Consider the following 13,710-nt stretch of genomic DNA (forward strand, 5'->3'; position numbering starts at 1 on the left):
TTCCTTGCTAAGTCTAATCTTGTTCGGCATGGATTCCGCCCTCAAATGATTGGGCTGTGGATAGTCACGAGTTTGCGGCCGTCTGGGAAGGATGCTTCGACCTGGACGTCGGTGAGGAGGTCGGCGACTCCGGGTAGCACGTCGTCGCGGGTGAGGACGGTGCGGCCGCGTTCCATCAGGTCGGCGACGCGGGCGCCTTCGCGGGCGCGCTCGAGCACCCAGGTGCTGAGCAGCGCGACCGCTTCGGGGTGGTTGAGCCGGACTCCCCGGGCCAGCCGGTCGCGGGCGACCATGCCGGCCACGGAGAGCAGCAGCTTCTCGACTTCGGCGGGACTGAAGTTCACGGCGCGGCCGGGAGGACGTGGTCGGCCACCTTGTCGGTGCTCAGGCACAGCGAGCACACCGCCGCGTCATGGGTCTGGCACGCGGTCATGTCCGGCCGCTCGTACTCCTGCCGGCACACATGACACGTCAGTACGGCGCCCGACGGGTTGCCGTGCTCGTCGTACATCGGCAAGTCGAGACCGTCATCCGTACGACGCAGGTAGTACTTGCCACGCGTGACGACGGCCAGGATCGGCGGCAGCACCACCGCGAGACCGATCGCGACCAGTGGCGAGTACGGCTTGATCGTGTCGCCGAGACCGCCGAAGAAGACCAGGATCGAGACACCCGCGGCCGCGGCCATCGAGACGAAGCCGACCGGGTTGACGGCGTACAGCATGCCGCGCCGGAACTCGGGCTCCTTCGGCGACAGCTTCAGCAGGTACTTGTTGAAGACGATGTCGGAGGCAACGACCACGATCCAGGCCATCCCGCAGTTCGCGTAGAAGCCGAGGATGGTGTTGAGGAAGTCGAACATGTTCGCCTCCATCAGCACCAGCGCGATCACCAGGTTGAAGGCCAGGAACACCAGCCGGCCCGGGTAGTGCCGGGTGATCCGGGTGTAGGAGTTGGTCCACGCGAGCGAACCCGAGTAGGCGTTCGTCACGTTGATCTTCACCTGGCTGATCACGACCAGTACGACGGCCAGCGTCATCGCCAGCCACCCCGGCAGGAAGCCCTGGTAGATCTCCAGGAACTGGTGCACCGGCTGGTTGGCGATCGCGGACGAGTCCGCGACGTTCGCGATGATGTAGACGGCCAGGAACAGGCCGATCGCCTGCTTGAGCGCGCCGAAGATCACCCAGCCCGGACCAGCCAGCAGCATCGCGGTCCACCAGCGACGGGAGTTCTCCGGCGTCTTCGGCGGCATGAACCGCAGGTAGTCGATCTGCTCGGCGATCTGCGCGATCAGCGACAGGCACACGCCCGCCGCGAGCAGCATCGAGCCGACGTTCGCGTCGACGCCGTAGTTGAAGAACGTCGACACCGAGTCCGGGTGCGAGACGACCAAGTAGACGAACGGCAGCACCATCAGGATCAGCCACAGCGGCGTCGTCCACACCTGCAACGTGGACAGCACCTTCATGCCGTAGATCACCAGCGGGAAGATCACCAACGTGGACACGGCATAGCCGAGCCACAACGGGATGTGCAGCCCGAGTTCGAGGCCCTGCGCCATGATCGAGCCTTCGAGGGCGAAGAAGATGAACGTGAACGACGCGAAGATCACGTTGGTCACCACCGACCCGTAGTACCCGAATCCGCTGCCGCGGGTGATCAGGTCGAGGTCGATGTTGTAGCGGGCGGCGTAGTACGCGAGCGGCAGGCCGGTCACGAAGATCACCACGGCGAAGATCGCGATTCCCCAGAGCGCGTTCGTCGTTCCGTACGCGATGCCGATGTTCGCGCCGATCGCGAAGTCGGCCAGGTAGGCGATCCCGCCGAGGGCCGAGATGGCGACGACGCCGGTCGACCACTTCCGGTAGCTGCGCGGCGCGAACCGGAGGGTGTAGTCCTCCAGCGTCTCGCGGGTCGCGGTGGATTGTGTCGGTGGTTCAGGTGTCGTGCGTTGATCGATCGAGGGTTCGACAGTCATGGCGGAACTCCTGCGGCACCTTCGGGCGGTGGATGCTCCAGCCCACCCGGCGACGCTGCCGGCGGTGGATGCACCCGAATGGAAGGAACCTAGGAACGGGGTGTTACCGCTGTGTTGCCGAACCGCTACGTTCGTGTATTTCCATCTGGAAGTAATCCGCGAGCTCCGCCTCGAGCTCGCGCTGCGCGGTCGCGATCCGATCCGCGACGGTCGCGCCGACGGGGGAGAGGGCGGTGACGATCCGGCGCTTGTCGTCCGGGTGGATCCGCCGCAGCACCAGGCCGCGCTCGACCAGCTTGTCCACGTGCCGGGTCAGGCTGGCAGCCGGCAGTACGGCGGCCTCGGCGAGCACCGACATCGGCTGGCCGGGCTCCTCGTGCAGCGCCGACATCACCCGCCACTGCTCGATGGACAGCCCGAACTCGTCGAGCAACGGCTGCAGGCCGGTCTCGATCCGGCGTTCGGTCTGCTTGAGCAGCAGGAGCAGGCTGGACGGCATCCACTCCTCCTCGGTTCGGGTGCTGGGAAATATAGCCGTTCGCTCGAAGTTGCGCCTCCGATTCGGCCACACTGTTCGGATCCGCGGGCTCTTGGAGGTGACTGTGCGGCGTACTGACGTGGTGTCGATCGCGTTCGTGGTGCCATTGCAGGGGCCCACCGGAATCTACGGGCCGTCCTGTCTGGCCTGTGGTCAGCTCGCTGTCGAGCAGCTCAACGTCCGCGACGGCATCGCCGGTCGCCAGGTCGAGCTCGTTCAGGTCGACGCCGGTCGCCCACCCGAGGTCGTCGCCGAGGAGGTCGGGCGGTTGGTCGACACCGGTCGCGTCGACGCGGTGGCCGGCTGGCACATCTCCGCCGTACGGGTCGCTCTCACCCGGCGGATCGGCGGGCGGGTCATCTACGCCTTCGCCGCGATGCACGAGGGCAGCGACGACACCCCGGGTGTCTTCATGCTCGGCGAGCGCCCGGTCAACCAGTTGCTCCCGGCAACGCATTGGCTGCGGGAGCACCGCGGCGCCCGGCGCTGGGTGGTCGTCGGCAACGACTACGTCTACCCGCGGGTGACTGGTTCCGTAGCCCAGGAGGCCTTGCAGGGAACGGGATCCGAGATCGTCCAGTCGGAGTACGTGCCGCTCGGTACCTCGGACTTCCGCTCGGTCCTCGACAACCTGTCGGCTGCCAAGGCGGACGGGGTGATCATGCTCCTGATGGGGCAGGACGCCGTCCACTTCAACCGCCAGTTTGCCCGGCAGGGTTTGAGTGAGAAGTTACTGCGGCTCAGCACGGCGATCGAGGAGAACACTCTGCTCGGCGCCGGGCCGGGCGCCAACGAGGGTGTCTACGCGGCGGCGGCGTACTTCGACGGGTTGGAGACCGTGGAGAGCGGCAAGTTCGCCCAGCAGTACTACGCGCGCTTCGGACGGTTCGCCCCGGCGCTGAACGCGGTCGGGGAGTCCTGCTACGAGGCGATCCGCTTCCTCGCTCGGCTGGGCGAGGTGAGCGGATCGATCGCCAGGTCGGCCGCGCTGCCCACCGGCCACTTCTACGACAGCCCGCGCGGTCTGATGCGCCTCGACGGCAACCTCGTCGACCAGGACGTGTACCTGGCCGCCGCCGACGGCCTCGAGTTCCGCATCCAGGAGCAGATCGCCTAGGCGAGGGTTTACCTGCCGCACTCATCAAACCGGCCGTCCGTCGCTGCCTGCCGCTCGGTCGAGCGTGAGCCGCGCGGATTGCGCGTGGTTGGTGAGTGGGGCAGGTCCGCTCCATTCAGGCGAGGTAGCCGTCTGGGCGGATCAGGAACTCGTCGCCGGCGGCCGCGTGGTAGTGGGCGAAGGCTTCGGGGGAGGTGTAGGTCTCCGATCCGACCTCGACCGTGGTGGCCGTGAAGCGGAGGCGGGTCTCGTGGGGTCCGCGGAAGAGGTCGAAGAGGCGCAGCTTGTTGCCGTGGGCATCCACGAGCGGCGCGTCGGGAGCGCGGTCGCCGGGGGCGATCGCGCGGGCGTCGGCCGGGTCGCGGTAGGAGACGTCGAGTTGGCGGGTGTTCTCGCCGCGTTCCATCGCGCTCTCGTCGCCGTCGACATGCTTCTGCATCAGCTCCTCACTGATCCCGAGCACCCGCAGCGCGTTCCGCCGCCGCTCGTCCTCGTACGACGCCAGCACTTCTTCACGCCCGTCGGCCAGCTTCCAGCCGAGGTTGTACGCGTCCTGGACACCCGTGTTCAGGCCCTGACCACCAGTCGGCGGGTGCACGTGCGCCGCGTCGCCGGCGATGAACACGCGTCCGGCCCGGAACTTCGCGGCCAGTCGGACGTTCGGCCGCCACACCGTCGACCACGTCAGATCGCGGAGCTTCGCCACCCCCGGACCGGCGTACTGGTCGACTCGTTGTTGCAGCGTCTCGAGTGATGGATCGACCTGATCGTGGTCCAGCGGCGCACCGAACTGGAACTGGTCCCCGCCGGCCAACGGCGTCAGCGCGATCCCCGCCATCGGGTTGTCCTGCTTCGCGAACCAGTAGCCGAACTCGTGGTCGAGCCCGTCCGCCGCGACGTCGCCGAGCAGCATCCGGATCGACTCGTCCGTCGCCCCCTCGAACGCGATCCCGAGGTGCTTGCGGACGAAGCTCCGGCCGCCGTCCGCCCCGACCAGGTACTGCGCCTCGACGGTCTCCCCGGTCGACAGTTCGGCTCGCACGACGTCGTCGTACTGGGTGAAGCCGACGATCGCGGTGTCGAGCTCGACGCGGACGCCGTACTCGGCCAGCTTGTCGCGGAGGATCTGCTCGGTGCGGGACTGGCCGAGCATCCACGCGTTCGGGTAGGGGATATCCGGGGTCGGCTCGAGGATCGGGGCCATCCGGCGCTCGTCGGCCAGGCTCCCGCCGAGGTAGACGCGCATCAGCGGGAGCGACCGGCCTTGCCGCAGTACCTCCTCGATGACGCCGAGATCGTCGAACACCTCCAGGGTCCGCGGCTGGAGCCCGTCGCCCCGGGATCCGTTGAAGTACTCGGTCGCCTTGTCGATCAGGCGTACGGCGATCCCGCGCCGGGCCAGGTCGATCGCCAGCGTCAGCCCGGTCGGGCCGGCGCCCGCCACCAGAACAGTCATCTCTTGCTCCTTTGAATGAATCCTGATTCACTGAATCTGGATTCACTATGAACTTGGCTAGGGTTCGGTGTCAAGGAGGTTCTGGTGACGGACACGGTGAGCCGCCGGCAACGGGCGGCCGGGACCGAGGCGGCGCTGAAGCAGGCGGCCCGGGAGGTGTTCGCCGAGCGCGGGTACCTGAACACGAAGATCACCGACATCACCGCGGCCGCGGGCCGGGCGACGGGGTCCTTCTACAACCACTTCGCCGGCAAGGAGGAGCTCCTCGAGGCGCTCCTGAAGGACATGCTGAGCGAGGCTGACGAGGCCGTGGTGGAGGTCGCCGGCCACGACCCGGACTTCAGCAAGATCTCAGCGATCCGCTGGCACGTGGCGGCGTTCTGGTCGTTCTACCGGGCGCATCTGCCGGAGATGATCGCGGTGAAACAGGCCGCGATGGTCGATCCGGAGCTCGGCCGGCGGTTGCAGCAGATCATGGCCGACGACGACCAGCACATGATCGACCACTTCGCCCACCTGCCGAACCCGCCGACCGACCCGCTGGTCACCATCTCGGCAATGAACGCCTTGATGGAGGGCTTCGCCTACACCTGGCTCGTCGCCAACCCCGACGACGGCCGCACCATCCCCGACGAACTCGCCATCGACACCCTCACCAACCTCCTGCACCACGGATTGACTGGTTAGTCCTCGGGTGGCGGTGGTTCTTCGGCGCCTTCCTGCTCGTCGCGCTCGGCCCACTCGAGCAGGGTGTCGAGGGAATGGACGTTGTCGTCGATGGTCTCGTGCAGGTCGCCGAGCTCCGCGAAGCGGGCAGGCACGGTCTCGATCGTGAACGCCTTCGGGTCCACGTCGTCGATCTCGTCCCAGCGGATCGGCGTCGACACGGTGCCTTCCGGGTTCCCGCGGACCGAGTACGCGCTGGCGATCGTGTGGTCCCGCGCGTTCTGGTTGTAGTCGACGAACAGCTTCTTCGGGTCGCGATCCTTGCGCCACCACGTCGTCGTCACGTCATCCGGTGCGCGCCGCTCGACCTCCCGCGCGAACGCCAACGCGGCCCGCCGTACGTCGGAGAACCCGTACTCCGGCTTCACCCGCACATAGATATGAATGCCAGACCCGCCGGACGTCTTCGGATAGCCCACCGCCCCGAGCTCGTCCAGGACCTCGTGTACGACGTGCGCCACCTGGCGGACCCGGTCGAACGGGCACTCCGGCATCGGGTCGAGGTCGATCCGCCACTCGTCCGGCTTCTCGGTGTCGGCGCGGCGCGAGTTCCACGGGTGGAACTCGACTGTCGACATCTGCACCGCCCACGCAACGTGCGCGACCTCGGTGACGCACAGCTCGTCCGCCGTACGGTTGTAGCGCGGGAACTTCACCCGCACGGTCTCCATCCACGGCGGCGCCCCGTGCGGCAACCGCTTCTGGTGCACCTTCTCGCCGGACACGCCTTCGGGGAACCGGTGCAGCATGCACGGCCGCTCCCGCAGCGCCCGGACGATCCCGTCGCCGACGGACAGGTAGTACTTGACCAGATCCAGCTTCGTCTCCCCGCGCGCCGGGAAGTACACCCGGTCCGGATTCGAGATCCGCACCGTGCGCTCACCCACCTCCAGCTCGATCGCCGGAGTCTTCGACTTCCCCGCCTTGGACTCAGCCATGTGGCCAACTTAACCGCCGCCGGGGACAACCGGCAGCAACTACGCCAGCCGGGTCAGCCAACCACGCTCGTCGGGGACCCGACCGTACTGGAGGTCCAGCAGCGCCGAGCGGATCGACTTGGTGACTGGGCCGACGCCGTAGTCGACTGAGTGGTCGCCGATCGTCAGGTCGCCGGCGGGCCAGGCGAGTCGGCCGATCGGGGTGATCACGGCGGCGGTGCCGGAGGCGAAGACCTCGGTGATCTCGCCGCTGCGGACGCCGTCCTTCCACTCGTCCGCGGAGACCCGGCGCTCCTCCACCTTGTGACCGAGGTCGGCGGCGAGCTCGAGCACCGAAGCCCGGGTGACGCCTTCGAGGATCGAGCCGTTCAGCTCCGGGGTGACGATGCGGCCGTCGGCGTAGACGAAGAACATGTTCATGCTGCCGATCTCCTCGAGCCACTTGTGCTCGGCGGCGTCGACGAACGCGACCTGCTCGCAGTTGTTGGCGACAGCTTCGGCCAGCCCGGCCAGGCTGGCGGCGTAGTTCCCGCCGCACTTGGCCGCCCCGGTGCCGCCCGGCGTCGCGCGGACGGTGGCGGTCGTCAGCCAGATCGACACCGGCTTGGGACCGGTGTCGAAGTACGGACCCGCAGGCGAGGCGATGACGCCGAACAGCACCTCACGGGCCGGCCGCACGCTCAGTGCAGCCTCGGTGGCGATCATGTAGGGCCGCAGGTACAGGCTGGTCTCGCCACTGTCGGCTGTCGGCACCCACGGCTCGTCGACCGTCACCAGCGCGCGCAGTGCCGACACGAATGCGTCCTCCGGCACCTCCGGCAGCGCAAGCCGCGCGGCGCTCGCCGTGAACCGGGCAGCGTTGCGATCTGGACGGAACGCCCACACTGACCCGTCCGCGTGCCGGTAGGCCTTGAGCCCTTCGAAGATCTCCTGTGAGTAATGCAGTACGGCGGCAGCCGGGCTGACTGTTAGCGGCGCGTACCCGGTCACCTTCTGGTCGTGCCAGCCACGCTCGACCGTCCAGTTGGCCACCACCATGTGGTCCGTGAACGCCTGCCCGAACGCCGGCTTGGCCAGCACCGCCGTCCGCGTCTCCGCGCTGGCCGGATCGCTACGCACCTCAACTGCAAAGTCCCAGGTATCACTCACCTCCGGCACGTTACCCCTGCCACTGGAGTGCGCTCGACCCAGTGCCCACTCTGCGACCACCGAGATAGACCTGCCGCCTCAGCACCTCCTGCAGATCCCACGCCGCCGTCAGCCCTGGCTCCTGTGCGCGTACGACGTTCAGCACGCGCTCGGCGGCGTCGTACAAGTAATAGGTGTGCCACTCGTCCGGCAGCTCCACCAACACCCGCAGAGCCAGCGCCACGCTCGCGGCGACCTCCCCGTCCACGGCCAGACACTCGGCCAGCCCGAGCTCCACTCCGGCACGCTCACCCAGCCACGTCTCGGGGCACTCCTCCAACGCGCGTCCTAGCAGCACACAACCGGCGCCGCCGTACCCGAGTCGGGCACAGATGCGCCCCTCGGCCCACCGCACCTGGTACGACGCCCAGTCAGTCAGCCAGTCGTTCGTCGTGCTTGCCACCGGCAACACGTCCGCCACACTCAGGAGCTCCTGAAGCGCGCGGTGCGCCTCGGCACCACGACCCAGCTCGGCCAGCACCTGCGCCCGCGCCGCGTGCGCCTGAAGAAGACAGCCTGGTGACTGTCGCCCGAGGGCCAAGGCCTCTTCGGTGAGCTCGAGAAGCTGGGGCAGAGGTCGCCGCTCCGCGAGCCCACTGGCCGCCTCCAACGCACGCACCGAGCTGCGGACGGGTGGTTCCGCCGAGCGGTCCGCTGTGGTCCGGGCCGTATGCCACCAGCGCCTGGCGGCGTGCACCTGACCGAGGCCGGTCAACGTCAGCGCAATGAGCGCGGTCAGTCGAGCGACCTGGGTCGGCATGCTCGCCGGAAGCGCGCGGAGATCCATGATCAGCTCCGGCAGCAAACGCCCAGGGGGAACGCTGCGGAAGTCCTCGAGCTCGGCAGCCGGATCAACGATGCCGAAGGACTGGACGAGCTCGTGCCAAGCCGCCTGCAGCGGATCCGCCGCCACCGGTGACTCGGCCGGCTGCAGCCGGCCCGCGGTGGAGCGACCCTGCTCGAAGGCAGCGGTCAGCCGGCTCTCAGTGCCGAGCTCGCGATCACAGAGCCGGGCCAAGTCGGCAGAGCCGGGCCGCTGGCCGCGCTCCACCTGCGACAAGTAGCTGTGGTCGTAGCCGACCCGGCCGGCCAGTTGGCGCAGGCTCAAGCCGACTGCCTGCCTGCACTGCCTCAATTGCGCGCCGAACGCTGCCTCAGCCACAGGACCACCCCCGTTTGCGCTTCGAGCTCATGTGGTGCGTGCCCAAGACAGTACAAGCCCACGCCGACAAAACGCTGCCAGAACCCTTGTAGGCAAGGGCATGTGGGCTGTGGGCTGTTCACACAGCCCACAGCCCACACCTGTTGTGAACAGCAGCCGCTGGGCAAAGGTGGAGAGGTGAACTCGACGCAGCGGCACCCTCGCCTCTTCCGACTGGTCCGCCACGTCCACGCCTCCGGCATCCGCGGCACAGGCACCCTCGCCGAAGGCGTCCAGTGGTCCGACGGAGCCGTGGCCCTGAGATGGCGCGGCCGCTGGCCCAGCACGTCCACCTGGGACGACGGCATCGACGCCCTCCTGGCCGCCCACGGCAACGGCGGCCGCACCCAGATCCACTGGATTCCGGGCAGCCCACACCCGGCGCCCAGCCGGGCTGGGCCGGTCGCCAGTCGTTCGACGCAGAGCGCCGTACTGGTCAGCCCACTCTGGCTGCCGGCCCCGGCCCTCGACGGCTGCTGCGCCCGCTGCGGACGGCCGTGGCCGTGCCCCGGGCTGTGCCCTTGACAGCTGAGTGAGACATCGCTGCCGGGCGTCCGCTAATTCGGTTTAGTGTGAGGTCGGTGGTTGCCGGTGTGGGGAGGAGTTGCGGTGGCGGACGGGGCGGTGGTGGATCCCCTGGACGAGCTGGACGCGCAGCTGTCGAGGCTGCGGATGGTGGCGGACGAGCTGCGTGGTGCCCGGGGCCGGCCGGTGCTGGAGGGGAATCAGATCGAGCTGATCGAGGACGGGCCGACACTGCTCAGAGCTTATGAGGAGTTGCAGAAGAGCTCTGAGCGGGAGGTGCGGGTGCTGGATCGGCCGCCGTACGTGACGCCGCCGTCGACGCAGCAGCGGTTGGAGCTGGAGCGGCTGGCGGACGGGGTCGAGTACCGGGCGATCTACGGCACCGAGGTGTTCGAGTCCGAGGACATCATGGGGGTGCTGCCGGAGCTGCAGTCGGCGGGCGAGGTGAGTCGGGTGCTGGCCCAGGTGCCGATGAAGATGGCGGTGGGGGACGACCACACCGCGCTGATCGGGTTGACCAAGCGGGCGCCGGCCGAGTCCAACCTGCTGATCCGGTCGTCCGGGCTGCTGGACGGGCTGATCGCGACGTTCGAGATGTTGTGGGCGCTGGCGATTCCGATGCCGGCGTTGCTCGCCAATGGTGAGGTGCCGGCCCTGCGGTCGCCGGATCGGGACATCCTGCTGCTGCTCGCGGGCGGCGCAACCGACGACATGATCAGCCGCCGGCTGCGGATAAGCCCTAGGACGACCCAGCGCCGGGTCCGCGCGCTGATGGAGTCACTCGGCGCGCAGACCCGGTTCCAAGCGGGCGTTCAGGCCGCCCGCCGTCGCTGGATCTAGTTGATCGTCACTACCGTGCCCGCCCGGTTCGGGAACTCGACGAAGCCGGTGGAGCGCTGACCGGTCGGCAGCCCGGACCAGGACGCGGTGACCTGGAAGGGGTTGAAGGCGGTCGGTGCGGCCGTCGGGGTGACCTTGAGGGCGCTGCCCGCGGTGGAGGTCACGACGTTGGTCTGCATCGTGTACTTCGTGGTGTCAGCGCCAGGCGGGTTGGTCAGGGTGATCGCAAGAACTCCCCACACGCCCGGAGCCGGTGCAGCCAGAGTTGCGGAGGCCTGGTTGGACCCGTTGCCGACGAACGACAGCAACTGCTTCTGGCCGTTCACGACCTTGTAGAGCACCAGCCAGATGCTCCCGGCGGGGTCAACGGTCTTGATGTTCCACTGCACCGCCTTGGTCTGAGCCGTGACGGTCACCGGGTAGTCCGGCAGGTCCGCGTCCGCGGCACCGGCGGGCACTGCACCAGGTACGAGTGGAGCGGACACGACGCCGTACGCCCTGATCGGTGAGCCGGCCTTGCCCACAGTGGCCTGGAAGGTCGCCGTACCGGATGCTCCGGTCCCGCTGACCTCGGTTGGCGCGAGGACAGAGGTCGGTACGACGGCGATCGGGCTACGGACCGCCTTGCCGGCGCCCTGCCACGTCAGCCAGCCGCTGGTGGTCTCGCCGGAGGCAGCGGTGTCGAGGGTGAGCTTGACCGTGAACGTCTTGGTCTGACCGGCGGCCGTGAAGTTCAGGATGGACGGGGTCACCGTCGCCTTCATGCCTGGCACAGAGACTGTGGCTCGGTAGAGCCCTGGGGTCACTGCGGTCACCCGGCGAGTGATCGTCTGCGTGCCGAGCAGTTGCCCGACCGCGATCGACGGAGCGTTGTAGTCGCTCGGGTCGACAGCCGGTACGCCGGTGCCAGTCGCGACACCAGTGCCCTCGAGGTAGCTCTGCCAGTCCACGTCACCGGAGTCGTAGACCAGACCCGGGTCGAGCATCTTCGACGGCTGCACCTCGCCAGCACCCCGTGCGAACGGGTCGCTCTCGACGTCGCCAGTAGAAGACAGTACGTCGGAAGTCGTCGTCATCAGCGCGGACTTGACTGCCATCGGCGACCAGTCTGGGTGCTTCGCTAGGTACAGCGCGGCCAGACCGGCCACGTGCGGCGCGGCCATCGACGTACCGGAGTAGAAGGCGTAGCTGTGTCCGTCGTTGCTTGGCGGTGCGACAGCGGCAAGCACGTTGACACCGGGCGCAGCGATGTCTGGCTTCAGCAGGTCGCCATTGCTTGACGTTGACGGGCCGCGCGACGAGAAGTCGGCCATCTGCGGGTACGGCTCGCTCTGCCCGCTGGTGTTGCCCGGCACGAGCTCTGCCGTGGCGTTCGGACTGGCGGCGTACGCCTTGACTGTCAGAGCCGACGGGACGTTGAGGTGCACGGTCGGTACGACGTGCGAGTCGCCAAGCGCATCCTGGTCGAACAGATTGAGCAGGACCATCCCGGCACCACCAGCCCGCAGTACCTCGGCGGACTTGTCCACCCGGGCACCCACACCGCGCTCGCAGACCACGATCTTGCCGCCGGTCTTGGCCGGGTCCAGCGTGCCGGGCAGACAGCCCAGTGCGTCAGTGTCAGTGGCAGACGCGGTCTTGACGGCCGGGCCGGTCACCAGCGGACGGGTTCCGGTCGCCGCCGCGATGCTCGTGCTCACTCCGGCGTACTTCTGCCCGTTGCCCAGGACCACAGTGCCCGCGTACGGCGCCACGGTGCTTGCGCCGACCGTGGTCACCCACGGGGAGGTGTTGTCGAGGGTGGACGCGTACGGACCGGAGTTGCCGCCCGCTGCGGAGACGAAGATGCCGGCCGACGCCGCGGACAGGAACGCGAGCTGGATCGGGTCGGTGTGCGCGGACTCGAAGATGGAGCCGACCGAGTAGTTGATCACGTCGACACCGTCGGCCACGGCCTGGTCGATCGCGGCCAGGATGTCGGAGGTCAGTCCGCCGGAGTTCTTGCCGTCCTTGGCTTCCCACAGTGCCTTGTAGACGGCGACCTTGGCCGCCGGCGCGACACCGGAGATGGTGCCGAAGTTGATGCTGCTCTCTGCGACGTCGACGCCGGCCTTACCCGCTGCGGTGGAAGCAGTGTGGGTGCCGTGGCCGTTGCCGTCCCGGGGCGAGGCGTAGTCGGCGCGCTGATCCGGTGGGACCAGGTTGAGCCAGCCGTCGCCGAAGTACCTGGCGCTGATCAGCTTGGTGTTGCACAGGTCGGCGGTGAAGCTCTCACCGGTCTCGCAGCTACCAGTGAAGGTGTTGCCGTCGGCCTTCTGCATCACGGTGCCGGCGCCGGCGCGGTACGGCTGGTAGGGGTCTGCTGCGGTCGGGGGAGTGGTGCCGAGAGCAGGGCCCGAGAACGACGCGCTCTCCGGCCAGACGCCGGTGTCCACTACGCCGACCACGACACCCTTGCCGGCTTCCGCCGTACCGCCGACTGTCTTCCAGACGCCGTCGTTGCCGGACAGCTTGAGGAAGTCGGCGGGGTTGCGGTCGTCCAGAGCCTTGTGCAGCTGGTTCGGAACCACGGAGACCACGCCGCGCGTCTTGCTGAGCTCGTTGACCTGCTTGGAGGTCAGCGACGCAGTGAAGGCGTTCAGAGCGGTCGAGTAGTCGTGGCTGACCTTCGCACCGACCTTGGCGGCGACCTGTGCGTGCTTGGTGCCGAGGAAGGACCGTTAGCGCTGGGAGTCCGTGCTGTTGACGTCCACCTTGCGACCCTTGGCCGGCTTGGTGGCCTTCAGCCCGCTGACGCCGCCTTGGTACGTCGCGAGCGGCTTGTCGGCCAGTGTCACGACGTACCGGCCCGGTGCGAAGGTCGGCAGGGCCATCGAGGTGGCCTCTGCCGCAGGCGGCGGTGCGGTCGGTGCCGCCGAGCCTGGTGGAGCCACCAGGGCGGTGGTGATCAGCGCGGCGCCCGCGAGCAAAGCGGTGCGCCGACGCAGGTTGGGATGGTTCACGTGATGCCTCCACGGAGGGACGCGCGCCTGGCGTCCCGTAGTCCTGACCGCCGGCTGTAGCCGCGGTCGCCCGCCCCCGAGCTCCGGACGACGAAGAGCCTGCCAAGGCGTAGCGACGGCTACACGGTTTTGGCTTCAACTGGCCGCTGGCGAAAACCTGCCAAACAACCGGCGACGGGGTCCCGACAGCGTCGGGAA

13 protein-coding genes and 1 pseudogene are annotated in these 13,710 nt (G+C 68.2%); 4 read left to right on the plus strand and 10 right to left on the minus strand.

Annotated features, from left to right (window positions below; genetic code table 11):
* Window positions 1-41 precede the first annotated feature (41 nt).
* From ACIBL3_RS20230 to ACIBL3_RS20240, 3 genes are all read right to left on the minus strand, one after another.
* Window positions 42-344: an urease subunit gamma gene (locus ACIBL3_RS20230; protein WP_396354954.1), complete on the minus strand. Its 303-nt coding sequence runs from the start codon at window positions 342-344 to the stop codon at window positions 42-44.
* Window positions 341-1,981 carry a purine-cytosine permease family protein gene (locus ACIBL3_RS20235; protein WP_396354955.1) on the minus strand — a complete coding sequence of 547 codons (1,641 nt, stop codon included), beginning with the start codon at window positions 1,979-1,981 and terminating at the stop codon, window positions 341-343. The genes ACIBL3_RS20230 and ACIBL3_RS20235 overlap by 4 nt, the downstream gene beginning before the upstream one ends.
* 103 nt (window positions 1,982-2,084) lie before the next feature.
* Window positions 2,085-2,480, minus strand: coding sequence for a MarR family winged helix-turn-helix transcriptional regulator (locus ACIBL3_RS20240; RefSeq protein WP_396354956.1), 396 nt, complete (start codon window positions 2,478-2,480; stop codon window positions 2,085-2,087).
* Window positions 2,481-2,583: 103 nt separating this feature from the next.
* On the opposite strand from ACIBL3_RS20240, the gene ACIBL3_RS20245 reads away from it, so the two are divergent.
* On the plus strand, window positions 2,584-3,636 hold the full coding sequence (locus ACIBL3_RS20245) for a substrate-binding domain-containing protein (RefSeq protein WP_396354957.1): 1,053 nt from the start codon (window positions 2,584-2,586) through the stop codon (window positions 3,634-3,636).
* A 115-nt stretch (window positions 3,637-3,751) separates the two neighbouring features.
* Here ACIBL3_RS20245 and ACIBL3_RS20250 read toward each other — a convergent pair whose 3' ends face one another.
* On the minus strand, window positions 3,752-5,092 hold the full coding sequence (locus ACIBL3_RS20250) for an FAD-dependent monooxygenase (protein WP_396354958.1): 1,341 nt from the start codon (window positions 5,090-5,092) through the stop codon (window positions 3,752-3,754).
* An 84-nt stretch (window positions 5,093-5,176) separates the two neighbouring features.
* On the opposite strand from ACIBL3_RS20250, the gene ACIBL3_RS20255 reads away from it, so the two are divergent.
* A complete protein-coding gene (locus ACIBL3_RS20255; RefSeq protein ID WP_396354959.1) occupies window positions 5,177-5,779 on the plus strand; it encodes a TetR/AcrR family transcriptional regulator in 603 nt (200 codons plus the stop codon).
* Here ACIBL3_RS20255 and ligD read toward each other — a convergent pair.
* From ligD to ACIBL3_RS20270, 3 genes are read right to left on the minus strand one after another with little or no spacing between them, the layout of a single operon-like run.
* Window positions 5,776-6,756, minus strand: a complete 981-nt coding sequence (gene ligD / locus ACIBL3_RS20260) for a non-homologous end-joining DNA ligase (RefSeq protein WP_396354960.1) — start codon at window positions 6,754-6,756, stop codon at window positions 5,776-5,778. The genes ACIBL3_RS20255 and ligD overlap by 4 nt on opposite strands.
* A 39-nt stretch (window positions 6,757-6,795) precedes the next feature.
* A complete protein-coding gene (locus tag ACIBL3_RS20265; RefSeq protein WP_396354961.1) occupies window positions 6,796-7,905 on the minus strand; it encodes a branched-chain amino acid aminotransferase in 1,110 nt (369 codons plus the stop codon).
* 10 nt (window positions 7,906-7,915) lie between these two features.
* On the minus strand, window positions 7,916-9,106 hold the full coding sequence (locus tag ACIBL3_RS20270; protein WP_396354962.1) for a helix-turn-helix domain-containing protein: 1,191 nt from the start codon (window positions 9,104-9,106) through the stop codon (window positions 7,916-7,918).
* A gap of 177 nt (window positions 9,107-9,283) precedes the next feature.
* Here ACIBL3_RS20270 and ACIBL3_RS20275 point away from each other — a divergent pair, with 177 nt between their 5' ends.
* Together ACIBL3_RS20275 and ACIBL3_RS20280 are read left to right on the plus strand one after the other, a co-directional pair.
* On the plus strand, window positions 9,284-9,670 hold the full coding sequence (locus ACIBL3_RS20275) for a hypothetical protein (RefSeq protein WP_396354963.1): 387 nt from the start codon (window positions 9,284-9,286) through the stop codon (window positions 9,668-9,670).
* Window positions 9,671-9,754: 84 nt separating this feature from the next.
* Window positions 9,755-10,510, plus strand: a complete 756-nt coding sequence (locus ACIBL3_RS20280) for a hypothetical protein (protein WP_396354964.1) — start codon at window positions 9,755-9,757, stop codon at window positions 10,508-10,510.
* Here ACIBL3_RS20280 and ACIBL3_RS20285 read toward each other — a convergent pair.
* From ACIBL3_RS20285 to ACIBL3_RS20295, 3 genes and pseudogenes are all read right to left on the minus strand, one after another.
* Window positions 10,507-11,586 (minus strand): hypothetical protein, encoded by a 1,080-nt coding sequence (locus ACIBL3_RS20285; protein WP_396355247.1) that lies wholly within the window; start codon window positions 11,584-11,586, stop codon window positions 10,507-10,509. The two genes, ACIBL3_RS20280 and ACIBL3_RS20285, sit on opposite strands and share 4 nt — an antisense overlap.
* Window positions 11,578-13,182: pseudogene (locus ACIBL3_RS20290) on the minus strand (S8 family serine peptidase); the annotation flags it as partial. The pseudogene ACIBL3_RS20290 and the gene ACIBL3_RS20285, both read right to left, overlap by 9 nt.
* A gap of 48 nt (window positions 13,183-13,230) precedes the next feature.
* The gene (locus ACIBL3_RS20295; protein WP_396354965.1) at window positions 13,231-13,512 is read right to left on the minus strand and encodes a hypothetical protein; all 282 of its coding nucleotides are present in this window, start codon (window positions 13,510-13,512) and stop codon (window positions 13,231-13,233) included.
* Window positions 13,513-13,710: the final 198 nt, after the last annotated feature.

The sequence above is a fragment of the Kribbella sp. NPDC050124 genome, from assembly GCF_044460355.1.
Classification (GTDB): Bacteria; Actinomycetota; Actinomycetes; order Propionibacteriales; family Kribbellaceae; genus Kribbella.

What these genes read in the sequence shown, in the direction of transcription:
- ACIBL3_RS20285 (WP_396355247.1), bottom strand. Translation starts at nt 11,586, where the DNA reads ATGACGACGACTTCCGACGTACTGTCTTCTACTGGCGACGTCGAGAGC.
- ACIBL3_RS20240 (WP_396354956.1), bottom strand. Translation starts at nt 2,480, where the DNA reads ATGCCGTCCAGCCTGCTCCTGCTGCTCAAGCAGACCGAACGCCGGATC.
- ACIBL3_RS20250 (WP_396354958.1), bottom strand. Translation starts at nt 5,092, where the DNA reads ATGACTGTTCTGGTGGCGGGCGCCGGCCCGACCGGGCTGACGCTGGCG.
- ligD (WP_396354960.1), bottom strand. Translation starts at nt 6,756, where the DNA reads ATGGCTGAGTCCAAGGCGGGGAAGTCGAAGACTCCGGCGATCGAGCTG.
- ACIBL3_RS20235 (WP_396354955.1), bottom strand. Translation starts at nt 1,981, where the DNA reads ATGACTGTCGAACCCTCGATCGATCAACGCACGACACCTGAACCACCG.